Origin of the sequence: Parasphingorhabdus sp. (assembly GCF_036568145.1) — a bacterium.
In the GTDB taxonomy this organism is placed as follows: domain Bacteria; phylum Pseudomonadota; class Alphaproteobacteria; order Sphingomonadales; family Sphingomonadaceae; genus Parasphingorhabdus.
Genome location: NZ_DATCTC010000005.1, coordinates 1 through 17,078, shown reverse-complemented (window position 1 = coordinate 17,078; position 17,078 = coordinate 1). Strand labels below are relative to the sequence as shown.

At 58.3% G+C, this 17,078-nt stretch carries 12 protein-coding genes and 2 pseudogenes; 9 read left to right on the top strand and 5 right to left on the bottom strand.

What is annotated here, in order from left to right:
* Positions 1-27: 27 nt before the first annotated feature.
* The 4 genes from VIN76_RS00860 (at position 28) to VIN76_RS00845 (ending at position 5,414) form a co-directional block, all read left to right on the top strand.
* On the top strand, positions 28-678 hold the full coding sequence (locus tag VIN76_RS00860; protein ID WP_332039922.1) for an SDR family oxidoreductase: 651 nt from the start codon (positions 28-30) through the stop codon (positions 676-678).
* Positions 679-1,136: 458 nt separating this feature from the next.
* Positions 1,137-3,299, top strand: coding sequence for a TonB-dependent receptor (locus VIN76_RS00855; RefSeq protein ID WP_332039921.1), 2,163 nt, complete (start codon positions 1,137-1,139; stop codon positions 3,297-3,299).
* Between the two features lie 138 nt (positions 3,300-3,437).
* A complete protein-coding gene (locus VIN76_RS00850) occupies positions 3,438-4,946 on the top strand; it encodes an MFS transporter (protein ID WP_332039920.1) in 1,509 nt (502 codons plus the stop codon).
* A 27-nt stretch (positions 4,947-4,973) separates the two neighbouring features.
* Entirely contained in the window at positions 4,974-5,414 is a 441-nt protein-coding gene (locus tag VIN76_RS00845; protein ID WP_332039919.1) for a hypothetical protein, read from the top strand.
* On the opposite strand, the pseudogene VIN76_RS00840 reads toward VIN76_RS00845, so the two are convergent.
* Positions 5,402-5,620, bottom strand: a pseudogene (locus VIN76_RS00840) (transposase domain-containing protein); the annotation flags it as partial. The gene VIN76_RS00845 and the pseudogene VIN76_RS00840 sit on opposite strands and share 13 nt — an antisense overlap.
* A gap of 29 nt (positions 5,621-5,649) precedes the next feature.
* Between VIN76_RS00840 and VIN76_RS00835 the strand changes: the two are divergent.
* A pseudogene (locus VIN76_RS00835) lies at positions 5,650-5,787 on the top strand (transposase); the annotation flags it as partial.
* 287 nt (positions 5,788-6,074) lie between these two features.
* Here the strand turns inward: VIN76_RS00835 and VIN76_RS00830 are convergent.
* On the bottom strand, positions 6,075-7,346 hold the full coding sequence (locus VIN76_RS00830; RefSeq protein ID WP_332039918.1) for a tyrosine-type recombinase/integrase: 1,272 nt from the start codon (positions 7,344-7,346) through the stop codon (positions 6,075-6,077).
* Between the two features lie 329 nt (positions 7,347-7,675).
* On the opposite strand from VIN76_RS00830, the gene VIN76_RS00825 reads away from it, so the two are divergent.
* A complete protein-coding gene (locus VIN76_RS00825; RefSeq protein WP_332039917.1) occupies positions 7,676-9,598 on the top strand; it encodes an ATP-dependent helicase in 1,923 nt (640 codons plus the stop codon).
* 167 nt (positions 9,599-9,765) lie between these two features.
* On the opposite strand, the gene VIN76_RS00820 is transcribed toward VIN76_RS00825, so the two are convergent.
* Genes VIN76_RS00820 through VIN76_RS00810 form a run of 3 tightly spaced genes read right to left on the bottom strand, consistent with a single transcriptional unit; the run spans position 9,766 to position 12,535 of the window.
* The gene (locus VIN76_RS00820) at positions 9,766-11,031 is read right to left on the bottom strand and encodes a TolC family outer membrane protein (protein WP_332039916.1); all 1,266 of its coding nucleotides are present in this window, start codon (positions 11,029-11,031) and stop codon (positions 9,766-9,768) included.
* Complete coding sequence (locus VIN76_RS00815; protein ID WP_332039915.1) at positions 11,028-11,231, bottom strand: DUF2892 domain-containing protein; 204 nt, start codon at positions 11,229-11,231, stop codon at positions 11,028-11,030. The genes VIN76_RS00820 and VIN76_RS00815 overlap by 4 nt, the downstream gene beginning before the upstream one ends.
* Positions 11,232-11,257: 26 nt before the next feature.
* A complete protein-coding gene (locus tag VIN76_RS00810; protein WP_332039914.1) occupies positions 11,258-12,535 on the bottom strand; it encodes an FAD/NAD(P)-binding oxidoreductase in 1,278 nt (425 codons plus the stop codon).
* 83 nt (positions 12,536-12,618) lie between these two features.
* Here VIN76_RS00810 and VIN76_RS00805 point away from each other — a divergent pair, with 83 nt between their 5' ends.
* From VIN76_RS00805 to VIN76_RS00795, 3 genes are all read left to right on the top strand, one after another.
* Entirely contained in the window at positions 12,619-12,957 is a 339-nt protein-coding gene (locus VIN76_RS00805) for a rhodanese-like domain-containing protein (RefSeq protein ID WP_332039913.1), read from the top strand.
* Between the two features lie 37 nt (positions 12,958-12,994).
* Positions 12,995-14,044: an efflux RND transporter periplasmic adaptor subunit gene (locus tag VIN76_RS00800; protein ID WP_332039968.1), complete on the top strand. Its 1,050-nt coding sequence runs from the start codon at positions 12,995-12,997 to the stop codon at positions 14,042-14,044.
* A partial coding sequence (locus VIN76_RS00795; RefSeq protein ID WP_332039912.1) for an efflux RND transporter permease subunit occupies positions 14,044-17,078 on the top strand: 3,035 nt, incomplete at its 3' end. The genes VIN76_RS00800 and VIN76_RS00795, both read left to right, overlap by 1 nt.

Below are 17,078 nucleotides of genomic sequence, written 5' to 3'. Positions count from 1 at the left end.
CTTCTTATCGAAACCAAGGAGACTAACATGACCAAGACCATCATCATTACCGGGACATCATCGGGCTACGGCAAAGCTACAGCGGAACATTTCCTTTCTCGCGGGTGGAATGTGGTGGCAACGATGCGGCGCCCGGATCTCTCGCTGTTTGACAAAGCCGACCGGCTGCGCGTGCTGCCACTTGATGTCACTTGCCCCAAGAGCATCGCGCAGCTGATCGAATCAGTCGGTTCAATTGATGTGCTAGTCAATAACGCGGGGCTTGGCGGTGTCGGGGCCTTCGAGGCGATGCCGATGTCGTTCATCCGGCAGCTTTTCGAGACCAACACGATCTGCGTTATGGCGATGTGCCAAGCTATAATCCCGCAGATGCGCGAGCGCCGGTCCGGAGCCATCATCAACGTCACGTCAAGCGTCACTTTGGGAGAATTTCCGTTCGCGGCAGCCTATACCGGCAGCAAACAGGCCGTTGAGGGCTTCTCCGCTTCCCTCGCCCATGAGCTCGGCCACTTCGGGGTCCGCGTCAAGCTCGTCGAGCCGGGTTATGCGCCAACCAACCGGTTCGGGGCGAATGCCATCATTCCTGTCGCAAAGCTCCTTCCCGGCGGATATGCAGATTTCGCACAGCCGTTCCTAGAGGCGTTCGCGAAGCCCGCCCTGGACCACCATCGAAAGTGATGTCGCAGAAGCAATCTGGCAGGCCGTTCACGATACCAAGGATCAGCTCCGCTTCCCTGCCGGAGCGGACGCTGTCGCGCTCTGGGGAGGTCGAAGGTGACCGAAACGCGATGGTGGCGCCAAGCGACCAACACCCGGATGCTTCCAACCTTGAGACCTCGTCCGCGAAGGCGAGGAACTCGGGAAGACGGGCTCAGGACTGGCAAGTCTCGCCGCCCCGCTCGCCGCGATGCCGCTTCCATCCTGACCAGACCCCGGGGGTTGCCACGAGGACATGCCGCCGCGCTTCCGGGCGTGGCGTTTCAACGCGTACGACGAGAATCCGGCTGCGAGAGGGTATGCGTGGTGAAGCGATTGGGGCCATTCCTGGCGGTTATGACTCGCTCTAATTCGGCATTTGACTTCACACCCCCATTGCAGGACGAACAGGCATAAAAAAATCTTGGAGGGGAGTTCCGATGAAGGCGAGCGTACTAAAGACATTTACGTCGGTAATGGCGATTACATGGGCCGGCGCGGCATACGCGCAAGACGCCCCATCTGCGGCGGACGAGGCTGCCCAGGACACTGTTGGCTCGAAGGAAATCATTGTGACTGCGCAACGGCGGTCCGAGCGACTGGTCGATGTGCCCATCTCGGTTTCGGTAGCATCTGCCGACGACCTCGAACGCGCCGGACCGGAATCGCTCGAGAATCTTACCAAGGTGACGCCGGGCGTGTATCTACAGCGTTCGTCATATGGCCTGTCGCCGACGATCCGCGGCATCGGCTCGACGCTCTCGACATCGAGCGGCGAGCAGAACGTCGGACTCTACGTCGACGAAATCTATTATCCGACACCGACGGGGAACGTCTTTGATCTGGCCAGTGTCGAGAGCGTGCAGATACTGAAGGGTCCGCAGGGGACGTTATTCGGTCGCAACGCGACGGGCGGCGCCATATTGGTTCGCACCCTTGATCCCGGTTTCGATGTTTCGGGCCGCTTCAACCTGTCGTACGAGCGTTTCAATCAGATACGGTCGAGCGCCTATGTCAACGTGCCGCTGACCGACAAGATCGCAGTCAATGGCTCGCTCGCATACCGCTATTCGGATGGCTATGTGCGCGACTTGCGGACGAACGGAAAAACCAACCAGGCAGAAAGCTTTGCCGCACGCGGAAAGTTGCTGATGGAGCCCACGGATAATTTGTCGGTCGTCCTCACGGCGGCGCATACTGAATTGAGCGATCCGACCGGAACGGACACTCGGAATCTGCAACCGGCGCTTCTCCTAGTAGCGCTGTCGGGCGGCCCGATCGCGACCGATCGGTACGATTCATCATCCGCCACGGACCAGTTGCTCAAGACAGAAATGGACGATTATAGTGTCCGGGCGCGGCTTGAACTCGATGCGGGAACCATATCGTCATTTACCGCATGGCTGCGCAACGATCTGTATGCGGTGAGTGACCTGACCGGCTCCTATCTGCCCTTTAACGTTGCGCTCTCGACCTATACGAACACCTTTTCCCAGGAAGTGAATTTTGCGTCGCGGCAAAATCGTCCGCTCACATATGTGGCGGGTGTATATTATTTCAAAAATAAGGGCGGGTTGCCGTTCATATCCCAGAACGACGCGCCCCTGTTCTTCAACCTGTATGATGACTGGTCAGTTTCGGGCTATGCCGATGGCACATACACATTTGGTGACTTGTCGCTGATCGCGGGCATCCGATACACATATGAAAAAATAGCGGCGGATAGCGGTTTTGGAACGACCCAGGCCACAGGGACAGTGACGCGCTTTCAGCGGGACAGCGATTCGCAATGGACGCCGCGCCTCGGCCTGCGCTATGCGCTTGGCGATCAGTCCAATCTCTATGCCACCTACACCAAAGGCTTCAAGAGCGGCCGGTTTGACCGAAGTTCTCCGACCGGACCGGGCGTTGATGCAGAGAAGGTGGACGCCTTCGAGGTCGGCTTCAAATATGCGTCGGGCGACATCTCCTTCAACGCCGCAGCTTATTATTACGACTATGACGACACGCAGGTAAACGCGACTATTACGACGCCGGGCGGCGCTATCGTTACCCAGTTGTTCAACGTGCCTCGGTCTCGCATTTATGGCGGGGAAGCGGATGTCTCGCTGCGCCTGAACGACAATTTCGATTTGCGGGCTGCCGCGGCTTACACCCATGCGCGCTATCTCGATTTCCCTTCCGCCCCCGGATATGTCCTCGATCCGGCCGACCCCGCAACATTGGGGGGGCTTCTCTTTTCAAATATCAGTCTGGACGCGAGTGGCAACCACATGGTGCGGGCGCCGGAATTTACGGCCAGCGGGTCGATCGCTTACCATACCCCGATCGGCGGCAACAGCGAGTTGGAGATCGTGCTGTCGCCCTATTACAGCAGCCGCGTCTATTACACCTTCGATAACAGCCTGAGTCAGAAACCCTATTTCACGCTCGACGGAACGGTGACGTTGACGGTGGACGAGAAGATGGAAGTCTCGATCTTCGGGCGCAATTTGACGGACAGCAAACATCAGATCGGCGCTGCTCAAAGCGCATTTTCGCTGGAGATGGTTGCGTTTGCGAAGCCAAGGACTTTCGGCGTGTCGCTCGGCTATTCGTTCTAGAGCATCGCGCGGAAAAGTGGGAACCGGTTTTCCGTAAAAAGCGATGCGACAACAAAAGCTTAGAGCAAGCCAAGTGATTCACATATCGCGCGGCTTGCTCTAGGACCATAAGGCAAACAGCGAGAGCGAGACAACTGCATGCGATTGAGTGGAAATGAAGAAGGGCTTGCGTCGGCCGCGACGATGGCTGGACCAGGCCCCGACCCTGACGAGCGCTCCCTGCGCGCCGCCCGGCTGCCGCTTGGCCGCAAGATCGGCTATGGGGCGGGGCAACTCGTCGAGTTGACCGTCGAGAGCATGCTGAACGTCTTTATGCTCTTCTATGCCACCGTGGTCTGCGGACTGCCGGGCGGATTGGCCGGGCTTGCGATCGGCGCAGGAATCGTGGTCGACGCGATTATGAACCCCTTGATCGGATCGCTGTCGGACGGATGGCGTTCACGGTTCGGCAGCCGAGTTCCTTTCATGGCCATGGCGCTGGCGCCGATCATCCTGACATTCAATCTGATTTTCTCGCTTCCCTCGGGGCTCGAACAAACGGCTCTGTTCCTTTGGCTGATGCTGTTGTCGGTGTCTTTGCGCATCTCGTCGTCGATGTTCACCGTGCCCTATCAGGCGCTCGGCGCCGAACTCACCGACGATTATAACGAGCGTTCGTCGGTGGCAGCGTGGCGCTGGGGCATCGGCATCCTGGGCACGGTGGCGGTGATCGTGCTGAGCTATGGAGTGTTCTTCGCCGGGCCTGGCGGCGCGGCGCAACGCGACGCTTACCTGCCGTTGACGCTGTCGCTGAGCGCCCTGCTGTTTGCCGGCGGGCTTATTGCGATCCGGCAAGGACTCACGGCGCCGAAATCGCAGCGCAAGGTCGAGGCGCCGACCCGGGCGATCCATCTCCGGCTGCTTGGCGAAATCGGCGAGATGTTCCGCAACCGGACCTTCCGCATCCTGTTCGCCGCAGCCCTGTTGTTCAACATCGGAGCCGGAGTGCACCTGGCGCTCGGGCTGCACGTCGCAACTTTCTTCTGGCAGTTGAGCTCGACGCAGATACAGTGGCTCGGGATAGCCTCGGTGACCGGGCTGATGCTCGGCGCCCCGCTGGCCGGACCGCTTTACAAGCATATGGAAAAGCGCGCGATGCTGGTCGTCAGCATATTAGCCATGGTGGGCTGCAACGCATTGCCCGCATCGTTCAAACTGCTCGGGTTACTGCAATTGACCGGGGACGCGCTGATCGGCTTCCTCGCCGTCGTGGCGTTCGTCGGAGGCGTGATGATGGCCTTGTCGATCATTGCGTTTCTGTCGATCATCCCCGACGCGGCGGATGAGCATGAGCATCTGTTCGGCTCGCAGCGCCAGGGCCTCTTCTTCGCAGGATGGTCGTTCGCCAAGCAGTCGGCGACGGGAGCGGGCATATTGTTTGCGGGTCTGGTGCTGCAAATCATCAACTTTTCCGCGCAGCCCGAGCAAGGCGCAGCGGTGGAAATCCCCGAGCGAACATTGGCGTGGCTGGCGCTCGCACATGGGCCTGGAGCCGGGCTATTTGCGATCGTCGGTATCGCGCTCATGCTGCTCTACCGGATCGACAGGCGGAGCCACGCACGGATCATCGACGCACTGACCGAGCACAGGGGCGCCGGAGGCGGTTAACCCATCCGGGCTCCTTTTATCTGACCTATGATTATTCGCCTGCCGGTCAGGTTACTGGCAATCCGGGAGAATGGCAGCACGGCCCTTGTTACCCCCTTGGGCCGCTTGCTACAGACCTCTGGAGGCGCGGCAGGCATTACCAAGTTCCTTTATGACGGCGATGAGCTGGTCGCGGAATATGCCAGCAATGGCAGCACCGTTCTGCGCCGCTATGTCCACGGAGCCGGAGTTGATGATCCGCTTGTCTGGTATGATGGCGCTGGTCTCACCGACAAACGCTATCTGATCGCTGATGAGCGCGGTTCGATTACCGCGATTACCAACAGCTCTGGCACGATCATCAACATTAACAGCTATGACGAATGGGGCATTCCTGCCGCTACCAATCTGGGCCGGTTTGCATTTACCGGACAGTTCTGGTTGCCAGAGCGTAAGCGTGTTCTAGAGGTCGCCGATTATGCGACTTGACTGGTGGTTTTCTGCTCCGGCTTCCAGTTCCATAGTATAAGTCCGTCCCACTGGGATGCAGGCCAGTCGTCGGCGATCTTTTCGATGACATCGGCGATATAGGCCTGCGGCTCGATGCCGTTAAGTTTGCAGGTCTCGATGACTGAATAAATGGCAGCCGCGCGTGTCCCGCCTGCTTTTGATCCAGCAAAGAGCCAGTTTTTCCTGTTATGTGTACCTTTGCATAAAACTGATTATGTTGAGCAAGGCGCAGATGCGCCGGATAGAGCCCTATTTTCCATTATCGCACGGGGTTCCTAAGGTTGATGACCGGCGGGTGCTAAGCGGGATTGTCTTTGTCATCCGTAATGGCTTGCGCTGGCGTGATGCCCCCGCTGGTTGATCCGTCGGCAGCCCTGACTCATTGCCCCCTCGAAACAGGGAAGTGTTCCAACCTGGTTCATCCCGAAATTCTGCGCGTCGATCTGGATATCCTTCAAAATTTTGCGCTAACTCGATCCAACATTCTTGAGTAGGAATTAGCTCGATTATGATAAGTGTATATAATCAAAATACTACTTTGAGGAAGTCGCTGTAAATTCGAAAAATGGATTTCTCGTATGTAGTTTTTTCGTTCTCCGGGAAGTGCATTCGCTAATTTCTGACCGTAACATCTCAGCTCTACTCGGCGGCAATGCCCAGTGCAGCTGCGATTTTTTTTGATGTCCTTTCAGCCGCATTCTGCATAGGCTGGTGCTGGATATGGGCATATATAGCGGTCGAACGTGGGTTCGCATGGCCGAGGATAGCGCCCGTCAGTGCAAGGGCTTCTCCGGATGATGCAGATGTTGAACCCATCGTATGTCGCAACGTGTGCGGCGTGATATCCATAAGTTTGGCCTCCCTTTTTACTTTCGGCCAGATACCTTTTGTACCCTGATAAAAGCCGTCTCCACTGGTTGCGGGAAATACATATTTAGACGAACCGCTGCGTGTGATCTCTCTTAAAATAGCCATAGCTGCCAAACTCAGTGGACGGATAGACCGACCTGCTTTGGTGTCGCCCAAAACAAGAAGTCCTCGATCCAAATCAACTTCTTCCCACTCGAGAGCGGCAATCTCGTTTCGTCTGCACCCGGTAAGTGCCCACAGACGCGCGATCTCGATAGCTTTGCGATTTGCACCGTCTACAAGGACTTTTTCGAAGGCTTTGCCCAACTGGCTTACCTCTTCCAAACTCAAATAACGCTTTCTTTGATTATCAGTTTTGCGAACGGCGGCACGCTCAACCGGGTTTCGTTCAACTATCTCGCGGCGTATCGCAAAGCTATAGACGGCTGAAAGATCCCGAACGACCTTGCGAGCAGCGCCCGGTCCGCCGCGAACAATGATACGTTTGCGTGGAGCAATTTTTTCATCCTTGGCTGTTTTTCCGTTGGTTACGTCTCTGACAAACGTTTCGATATCTCCGGCGCCAATTTCGCTAATTCGTTTGCTGCCAAGCAAAGGCACAACATGATTGCGGAGTCGCGCTAAGGTATAATCCTTAGTTCTTGGTTTCATTGGCTCGCCTTGACGTTTTCCGCGCTGAACGAAACAGCCTTCATTTTCATAAAGATCAATCAAATCGGATATCCGCAATTCCTTCCGTTTGGTTTGCCGCTCGCCCGCTGGATCGTTGCCTAGCGCGACCGCGCTCAGAAGCAACCGAGCCTTTTTTCGGGCTTCATCCAGCGTCAGCGTCCCGTAGCGCCCGATAGTCATGAAGCGACGTGGAGCTGATCGTCCGCCACCTTCAGCTCGATAGCGAAGTATGAAGCTCTTTCGTCCGCTAGTCTCGATGCGAACGCCAAATCCACCAAGCAATCCGTCCCAGAGATGATATCGCTTGTCGCTAGCTTCTGACTGGTCGATCATTCGTTTGGTAAGAGGGGTATTGTCTGTTTGCGCCATATTGCCACCAAATAATTGGTTCCCACATGGTGTCCACAGAAGATACCTATTGCGGGATATCGCAGAATATCATAGCGTATATAAATAGCATTAACAACAGTTACTTATCGCACAATAGCGTAGATTCGGATAGCCTAGAAAACCGTCAAATCACCCTTGCCAAGGTTGGGGTCGAGGGTTCGAATCCCTTCGCCCGCTCCAGATTTTTCAACATTTCTGCGAATTTTACCTTCAGGTACCGGGCCATAGGTAACCGGCAAGGTAACGAAAGGCGGTGATTTTGAACGCCCTTTCCGTTATGAATTCGAAAAGAAACACGGGGGGAATAAATGGCTTGGGATACTGGACTTTCTACTGACAGCGTAGCTTATAAGATCGCAGGTGCACCAGAGCCGCGCATTCGGGTCATTGCCGGGCCCGGCACAGGCAAGTCATTCGCTATGAAACGTCGGGTCGCTCGACTGCTCGAAACAGGCATCTCACCAAAGGAGCTCCTAGCTGTTACCTTCACGCGCGTAGCAGCCGAAGACCTTCATCGGGAGTTACAAAAGTTGGGGGTCCCGGGATGCGAGGAGCTCGACGGCCAGACATTACACAGCCTCGCCATGCGCATCCTCTCGCGTAAGCACGTCCTCGAGGTTGTTGGCCGTTCCCCAAGGTCGCTAAACTCCTTCGAGACCAAGGCTCTCATTTGCGACATCGCCGGAGCCAGTGGCGGGAAGCGCCAGGCGAAGAAGATGATTCAGGGTTACACGGCCGCTTGGGCACAGAGCCAAGGAGACGAGCCGGGGTTCGCAAAGACAAACGAGGAGATTGCATTTCAGGCGGCCCTCTTGGCATGGCTCGAGTTTCACCATGGGATGCTCATTGGTGAGCTGATTCCGTACCTCGTTCATTACCTTAAAAACAATCCGGCGGCGGCCGAGCGCTCCGAATTCAAGCACCTCCTCGTTGATGAGTATCAGGACCTCAACAAGGCCGAGCAGACGGCGATTGCCTACCTTGGAAACACTGCTGAAATCTGTATCGTGGGAGACGATGACCAGTCTATCTACAGCTTCAAATGCGCCCACCCGGACGGCATTCGAGAATGGAAGGATCTTCATCCGACTTGTGCCGATCTCGAGATGGCTGACTGCTACCGCTGCCCAACCACGGTGGTCGAGATGGCGAATGCACTCATAAACGTGAACACTAACCGGGCGCCGCGCGCCTTGACGCCCCTGCCCGATAAGGGCGCGGGCGAGGTCGTCATCGTGCAGGTTCCCTACATTCACAACGAAGCGGCGTGGATCACTGCCAAGGTTCAAGAGCTCATCGGCAATGGCGTCCATCCGAGCGAAATAATCATCCTCGTCCAGCGCGCCGTGGCAGGGAAGCCAATCCTCAACGCCCTAAAGGGCAAGGGCATCCCGGCCAAATCCTACTATGAGGAGAGCCAGCTCGATTCAGAGGTGGCACAGACGAGATTCGCCCTTTTCAAGCTCTTCTTTGACAACGAGGACCGGGTGGCGCTGCGGTATCTGCTCGGCTCCGGCCATAACGACCTCCGAGCCAATGCCTACGCGCGGGTCCGTCAGCACTGCGAGGTCAGCGGCGATAGCCCTTGGGCCGCCATGAACAAGCTGGCCGAGGGAACGCTAACCATTGCCTACACCGGTCCGCTGGTCACACAGTTCAACACTATCAAGGACGATCTAGAGGCGCTCGAGGCGGTGAAGGCCGATCTCGGGACATTCATTGACGCCCTGTTCCCGGACGCAGACCCAAGCGTGTCTGAATTACGCGAACTGGCGCTGGCCCAAAAGGAGGCGGCCGAGACCCCCGAGGACCTTCTCTCCGCCATGATGCAGGAGATTACCCAGCCGGACATTCCGCCCACGGTCGAGGAGGTCCGACTCATGAGTCTTCACAAGAGCAAGGGCCTCAGCTCGCCCTATGTGTTTATCGCCGGTTGCGTGGAGGGCATCCTTCCCCCGGCGCCAGACAACGACTGGCCCAAGGCGGTGAAGGACGCGGCCCTCGAGGAGGCGCGGCGGCTGTTCTATGTCGGGATTACGCGGGTGAAGGCGGATCCGGCGAATGATCGACCGGGGAGCCTGTTCATCAGTTACGCAAAGCAGATGACGATTGCCGACGCATACGGCGCCAACGTGGCGTTCCAAACGCAGTCCGGGCAGATGGCCAACCTCTTGCCTAGTCGTTTTATAGGCGAGCTCGGTCCCGCGGCTCCGGCTCCAATTAAGGGCTGAGTCTGACATAACAAACGAGTTCACATTCTCATTCGCACCGGGGCCGGCTCATCGAATACATCTCAACGTTTGCGATATGTCCTAGAACGTTTCTGCGCTCTCCGAGGAAACTGTTAAAGTAACGAAAATGGATGAGAGAGACCTGTTTCTAGGCGTTAAAATGCCTCTCAGCGCCCCAGCAACGCGAGCAGCCGATAGGCGGCAACGATGCGGTCGCTTTGCGCGCTGACTTCGTTCACTGCAGCGGCGGTCGCTTCGCGTTCTGCGTCTAGCAGGTCTAGCTGGGGTTTCATGCCAACGCGTACTTCGTGGCGAACGCTGTCGCGGGCCTGTGCGGCGGCGGCGGCCTGGCTAGCGGCGGCGGCTTCGACCAGAACGGCGGATCGCACGCCTTGAAAGGCGCTGATCGTCTGTTCATCGACGGCGGATCGTGCGGCGCGGGCGCGGGCATCGGCGGCTCTGACTGCGCTGTCAGACTCGGTGATCTTTGCCGCGACACGTCCGCCAGAAAATAGCTGCCACCGCGCCCGCACGCCGACCGTGGCACCATCGGCGCGGTAATCGGGGAAGAATTGATCGCGTATAGTAGAGCCTTCTGCAAACGCCCCGACCGTGGGCAGGCGTTCAGCCCGTGCGCCTCTTGCACCAGCGCGCGCGGCATCCAATGCCGCTTCGGCCTGAGCAAGGGCAGGGTTGTTTGCCCGGGCGATATTGAGTGCTTCATCGAGCGACTGAGGGATCGCGGGATTTTCCGGTACTGGCTGAAGGTCCTGCGGCGAGAGTCCGGTCAGGTTGGTGAACCGGGCATCGGCCGAGACGGCAAGACCGCGCCCTGCTTCCAGCGCGGCCTGCGCTTCTGCTAAGCGGGCTGCGGCTTGCGAGACATCAGTGCTGGGACTTTCGCCAGCCTCGAAGCGGAGACGGGCTGCGCGATGGATTTGCTCCATCTGCCGGGTCATCTGTTCGTAGAGCGTAACCATGCGACGCGTGGTCAGCACGTTGCCATAAGCCTGAACCGTCGCAACGACGATCTGGCTGCGCGTCATGGTTTCACCCGCGCGTGCCGCTTCGCTTCCGGCTTTGGCCTGTGCGACCCCGGCGCTGACCCGGCCACCTGTAAAAAGCGGCTGTTCGATGGTGAGCTGCGCGGCGCGCGGCGTGACGTTGGATGCCGGAAGCCCGAAATAGCCCTGCGGATCGAGGCGGCCATAGCCGATCGTCCCGCTCAGCGTTACGCTGGGAAGGCCATGCCCTCTGGCTTCCTTTATCCGGGCATCGGCGGCATCGGCATCGGCACTCGCCGCGTCGATCTCGGGCGCGTGATTCATGGCAGCCGAAATAGCCTCTTCCAGCGTCGTCGCCTGTGCGGGCATGGCGACGCTGGCGAACAGGCAGGCCAGTAGCGGGAGGGGAACCGACCGCTTGAGTATCATTTGAAGGCAGCCCCCGGACGGACGCCGAGCGCACTGAATAATTTTGCAGCGGGGCAGAAGCCTGTGAAGCTCGACTGGATCATGTTAAAGCCGGCGAAAGCCGTTAACGCGAGCCACCAAGGATGCACAGTTAAAGACAGGACAACGCCCAGCAGTACGACAAATCCGGCAAACGCCATTACGGCACGATCGAGAGTCATTTTAGCACTCCTTCGTTAAGGGAAGATCAGAAACGCAGCTTGTGAATACCCATGACGTGGAGCGCCAGCTTCTCATAGAATGGCTCGCTCTCGCCCTTGCGGACCTTGTGCAGGAAATATTTCTCGAAGCCGATCTTGGCCACATGGACCCATTTCCCGCTGGAGGACCAATTAACATTGCGAGGCGGTAGCTGCGGCTGAGCGACAAAAGCCACGCCGTTGTCGCCGAAATCGGCAAGGCAGACGGCGTTCCACGTCGCTTCGGCTGTCGGCTCCTTGCCATCGAGGATCGACGCGAGGTTTGCCGTGATTGCCGTCCCCATGGATTCGATCATGAAACCAGTTTTTGGCACGCCGACCGGTACCGGGGTCGGACCCGTGGGTGGAATGGCGACGCACACGCCAAGCGCAAAGATTTCGGGAAAGGCGGGATTGCGCTGGTGCTTGTCGACGATGACGAACCCGCGCGGATTGGTCAGCCCTTCGATATCGCGAATGGCCGACACGCCCCGGAAAGCGGGAAGCATCATCGAGTAGTTGAATGGCAGATCGTGCGTATTCTTGACCGCGCCGTCTTCGGCAACTTCCTCGACGTGCATCATGCCCGGCTCGATGCCAGTCACGCGCGCATTGGTTATCCATTTGATGTGACGGTCGCGCATCTCGCTTTCGAGCAACGACTTGGTATCGCCGACGCCATCAAGGCCGAGATGGCCGATATAGGGCTCTGGCGTAACATAAGTTATCGGAACCTTGTCGCGGATCTTGCGGCGGCGCAGCTCGGTGTCGAGGATCATCGCAAATTCGTAAGCCGGGCCATAGCAGGACGCTCCCTGAACCGCGCCAACGATAATCGGGCCGGGATTCTCCACGAAGGCATCGAACGCCTCGGCTGCCGCCGAGGCATGATCCGTTTGGCATACCGATACAGTATGACCTTGGGGGCCCAAGCCTTCGATCTCGTCAAAAGCCAGTTCAGGACCAGTTGAAATTACAAGATAATCGTAATTGATAGATGTCCCGTCATTCAGCTCGAGTCGCTTTTCGCTGGCGTGGAGTCGCTTCGCGCCGACTGACGTAAACCCAATATCCTTCTTCTCGAAGACCGGAGGCAGATGGACCTGAATGGCTTCCGGTTCGCGCCAGCGCACGGCAACCCAAGGGTTAGAGGGGATAAAGCTATAGGTATCCGAATCGGATACCGTCATCACATCGGCCCGGTCTTTAACGGCCGCCTTAATCTCGTAGGAGGCAATCGTGCCTCCCAGGCCAGCGCCTAATATTACGATCAACGGTTTACCCATCAAAGATCCTTCCTGTTTCAACAAGATTGACTAATATAATCATTACACGTTATATGCAATCCACAAATTGAAAAGAGGCTCCCATGTTCGGATTTAAGAAACGTGCTGCTCACCGCGAGATCGGTCCTATCGAACTAAACGCTATGCTGAAGGACGGCAAAGCGCTGGTCATTGACGTGCGTGAGGCCAGCGAATTTGCTACTGGCCACATTGAGGGGGCAGTAAACATGCCACTGTCGGCCTTTTCTATCCGTAATATCCCTGATCCAGAAGGTAAGACGGTTGTGCTTCAATGCGCGGGCGGACGGCGTTCCGGACAGGCACTTGACCAGTGCGCGAAGGCCCAGAGCAATATTGACACGCATCTCGCCGGCGGGATCGGCGCATGGAAAAATGCTGGATTGCCGGTAGTTGGCAGCTAAGCGCCTTGGAAAGGGCCGGAAAAGGGGTATGAAGGGCATGGGAAAATGGCTCTGGTTAGTAAGCGCCTCGCTGGCGCTATCGGCGTGCGGCAGTCAGCCGGAACGTGAAGAGGCGGCGGCTACGCTGCCTGCCGGGAATACGGTGCGACTCGTTCCCAAGGAGATCGCCGATATGAAAGCGGTGGGCGCGGAGATCGCCACGCGCGACCAGGCCGAAGTGCTTGCCCGTATTCCGGGTATTCTTACTTCGCTTGCCGTGCGCGCTGGCGACACGGTGAAAAAGGGACAGCGAATCGGCATGATCGTCGACTCGCGGCTTGGCTACGAGGCCAGTGCCTATGGCGCGCAGGCCGCTGCCGCCCAGGCCGAAGCCGCACGCGCCAATGCCGACCTCGCCCGCATCCGCGATCTTTATAACAACGGTGTCTATGCCAAGGCACGACTGGATCAGGCCGTGGCTGCTGCAAGGGCAGCCAATGCACAGGTTGCCGCCGCTCGTGCGCAACAGGGTGCGAGCGCCAGCGTGGCAGGGCAGGGCGCAGTGATTGCGCCGGCAAGCGGCCGCGTTTTGCGCGCTGACATCCCGGCAGGCTCAGCGGTCGCGCCGGGCATGTCGATTGCAACCGTCACCGCCGGTCCGCCGGTCTTGCGCCTGATGCTGCCTGAATCGGTCGCGGGACAGGTCCGCCCCGGTGCCCGCGTGATCGTCAGTGATGCAGAGATTAGCGATTCAGGGGCGCCAAGTGTGACGCACGAAGGCAGCGTAACGCAGGTCTATCCAGCGATTACCGGTGGTCAGGTTCGCGTCGATGCGACACTGCCTGGTCTCTCTACGCAATTCATCGGACGCCGCGTCAGCGCATCGGTCGAGATCGGCACGCGCAAGGCGCTGGTCGTGCCGCGTCAGTTCGTCACCACGCGCTACGGGGTAGATCAGGTACAGGTCGTCACCGAAAGCAAGCGCCTCAGCATGGTTCCGGTCCAGATCGCACCTACGGCCGATCCCGACATGGTCGAGATATTGAGCGGCGTTTCTGCTGGCGACACTCTGTTCGCCCCCGGTAAGCCTGACAAGGCTCGCGGCTAATGAATCTCGGTATCTCTGGCCGCCTGACCAAGGCCACCATTAATTCGCCCCTGACACCGCTGTTTCTCCTGACAGCGATTGCCGTTGGTTTACTGGCCCTTTTTTCAATTCCTAGGGAAGAGGAACCGCAGATCAGTGTACCGATGGTGGATATACAGGTCATGGCCCCCGGTCTTTCCGCAGCAGACGCGACCGAACTGGTTGGTATCCCCCTCGAAACGATCGTCAAGAGCGTCGACGGCGTAGAGCATGTCTATACCCAGGCGCAGGACGACAGCGTGATGGTGACGGCGCGCTTCCTCGTTGGGTCCAATTCCGAGGATGCAGCGATCCGCATCGAGGAAAAGCTGCGCGCCAATTGGGATAAAAAGCCCGTCGGTATTCCCGATCCCAAGGTGACGGTGCGCGGCATCAATGATGTGCCCGCTGTCGTGCTGACGGTCTCTCCCAAACCCGGAGCGGTGGGCCAGTGGAATGATGCCAGCCTTTACGAGCTTGCCTCTAAGCTGCGCACAGAAATTGCCAAGGTCGACAATGTCGGCCTTACCTTCCTTGTCGGCGGACAACCTGAAGAAATCCGCATCGCGCCCGATCCCGCCAAGCTAAGCCAATATGGCGTGCCTCTGGGCAATGTTATCGAAGCGGCGAGTCAGGCCAATCGCAGCTTCCCGCTCGGTAATATCCGCGAGGACGGCAAGGCGGTCGCCGTGACGGCGGGCCGCACGCTGTCATCGGCGCAGGAAGTGGGCATGCTGACCGTGCGTTCGGCGAGCGGCTCTCCCGTCTATTTGCGCGATGTTGCCAGTGTTACGCAGGGCCCGCGCGAAGATCAGTCACGGGCATGGCGCTGGGCGAAGGAAGATAACGGCAAATGGAATTCGGCGCCTGCCGTAAGTATCGCGTTCGCCAAGCGTGCGGGGGCCAACGCTGTCGTCGTTTCCGACGCCATTCTTGAGCGTGTCGAAGGCCTCCAGGGTAAGCTGATCCCCGATGAAGTTGATGTCGCCGTCACCCGTAACTATGGCGAGACGGCGAACGAGAAGGCCAATGAACTATTGTTCCACCTGGCGCTGGCGACCATTTCCATCGTGATATTGATTGGTTTTGCAATCGGCTGGCGCGAGGCGGGTGTGACCGCTGTGGTCATCCCGACGACGATCCTGCTCACCATGTTTGCGTCGAACCTCATGGGCTACACGATCAATCGCGTCAGCCTGTTCGCGCTAATTTTCTCAATCGGTATCCTTGTGGATGATGCCATTGTGATGATCGAGAATATCGCCCGCCATTGGGCGATGGACGATGATAGAAACCGCACTCAGGCCGCGATCGAGGCTGTGGCCGAAGTCGGCAACCCGACTGTGGTCGCAACATTGACCGTGGTTGCGGCGCTGCTCCCGATGCTGTTCGTTTCGGGATTGATGGGGCCATATATGGCGCCGATCCCGGTCAACGCTTCAGCCGCGATGATCTTTTCCTTCTTTGTCGCTGTCGTGATCGCGCCGTGGTTGATGATCCGTTTCGCCCGGAAGACGTTGAACGGAGGTCACGGCCATGATGAAAGCGGCGGAAAGCTGGGGCAGCTCTATGCCAAAGTCGCGCATCGCGTGATAGATTCGCGCAAGTCTGCGCGCAATTTCCTGATCTGGGTGGGCGTGGCAACGCTCGTTGCCTGCTCGATGTTCTATTTCAAGGCCGTCACGGTGAAGCTGCTGCCCTTCGACAACAAGTCAGAGGTACAGGTCGTGGTCGATATGCCCGAAGGCACCGCGCTCGAAAATACGGGCCGTGTGCTGGAAGATGTCGCCGGCATCGTACGTGACCTGCCCGAGGCGACATCGATGGAAGCCTATGTCGGCACATCGGCGCCGTTCAACTTCAACGGACTTGTCCGCCACTATTTCCTGCGCTCGCTGCCGGAACAGGGCGATGTCATGGTAACGCTGCTCCCCAAGGGCGACCGCAGCCGGTCGAGCCACCAGATCGCGCTCGACCTGCGGGAAAGATTGAAGGCACTCAAGCTGCCCGATAGCGCGTCTATCAAGGTGGTGGAGACACCGCCGGGGCCGCCGGTCCTCGCGACGTTACTCGCCGAGGTCTATGGACCCGACGCCGCGACGCGTCAGAAAACGGCAACCGAGCTTGAGAAGATCTTCAAGTCGGTTCCCTATATCGTTGACGTGGACAATAGTTTCGGCACGCCGCGTCCCAAGCTGCGCCTCGACATCCAGCGCGACCGCATTGATTATTATGGTCTCTCGCAGCGCCAGATTTCCGACAGTATAGGTATGCTCATGGGCAGCCAGACCGTGGGCTATGCGCCGCGTGGGCAAGGGCGCACACCGCTCCCGATCACCATCGCGCTTGAGCAGAAGGACCGCAGCTGGACGCAGGCCCTGTCAAGCACGCCCGTCGCACAGACGCCGGACGGCCAGCTCATTGATCTGGGCGCCGTCGTTGATGCCCGTACCGAGACGGGAAGCCCCTCGGTTTTCCGCCGCGATGGCCGCTATGCCGACATGGTGACAGCCGAACTTGCCGGAGCCTATGAAGCGCCGATCTATGGCATGTTGGCCGTCAATCGCGCCGTGGAAGACTATGATTGGGCCGCCAAGGGACTCGTGAAGCCGGAAATTCGCCTAAATGGCCAGCCCGAGGACGAAAGCGTGGCATCCATGCTCTGGGACGGCGAATGGGAGATCACCTGGGTCACGTTCCGGGACATGGGCGGGGCATTCATAGTCGCGTTGCTGGGAATCTACATACTCGTCGTCGCGCAGTTCAGGAGCTTCCTCCTGCCGCTGGTCATTTTGACGCCGGTGCCGCTGACCCTCGTTGGTATCGTCATCGGCCACATGCTTTTCCGTGCGCCGTTCACCGCGACGTCTATGATCGGCTTTATCGCGCTCGCCGGGATCATTGTGCGCAACTCGATCCTGCTGGTCGACTTTATCCGGCACACAGCCTCGCCTGATAAATCCTTGCGCGATGTTCTGCTGGAGGCGGGGACGATCCGCTTCAAGCCAATCGTCCT

Coding starts and splice junctions, on each gene's coding strand:
- VIN76_RS00855 (WP_332039921.1), top strand. CDS start 1,137: ATGAAGGCGAGCGTACTAAAGACATTTACGTCGGTAATGGCGATTACA.
- VIN76_RS00800 (WP_332039968.1), top strand. CDS start 12,995: ATGGGAAAATGGCTCTGGTTAGTAAGCGCCTCGCTGGCGCTATCGGCG.
- VIN76_RS00805 (WP_332039913.1), top strand. CDS start 12,619: ATGTTCGGATTTAAGAAACGTGCTGCTCACCGCGAGATCGGTCCTATC.
- VIN76_RS00845 (WP_332039919.1), top strand. CDS start 4,974: ATGATTATTCGCCTGCCGGTCAGGTTACTGGCAATCCGGGAGAATGGC.
- VIN76_RS00830 (WP_332039918.1), bottom strand. CDS start 7,346: ATGGCGCAAACAGACAATACCCCTCTTACCAAACGAATGATCGACCAG.
- VIN76_RS00850 (WP_332039920.1), top strand. CDS start 3,438: ATGCGATTGAGTGGAAATGAAGAAGGGCTTGCGTCGGCCGCGACGATG.
- VIN76_RS00860 (WP_332039922.1), top strand. CDS start 28: ATGACCAAGACCATCATCATTACCGGGACATCATCGGGCTACGGCAAA.
- VIN76_RS00820 (WP_332039916.1), bottom strand. CDS start 11,031: ATGATACTCAAGCGGTCGGTTCCCCTCCCGCTACTGGCCTGCCTGTTC.
- VIN76_RS00825 (WP_332039917.1), top strand. CDS start 7,676: ATGGCTTGGGATACTGGACTTTCTACTGACAGCGTAGCTTATAAGATC.
- VIN76_RS00810 (WP_332039914.1), bottom strand. CDS start 12,535: ATGGGTAAACCGTTGATCGTAATATTAGGCGCTGGCCTGGGAGGCACG.
- VIN76_RS00815 (WP_332039915.1), bottom strand. CDS start 11,231: ATGACTCTCGATCGTGCCGTAATGGCGTTTGCCGGATTTGTCGTACTG.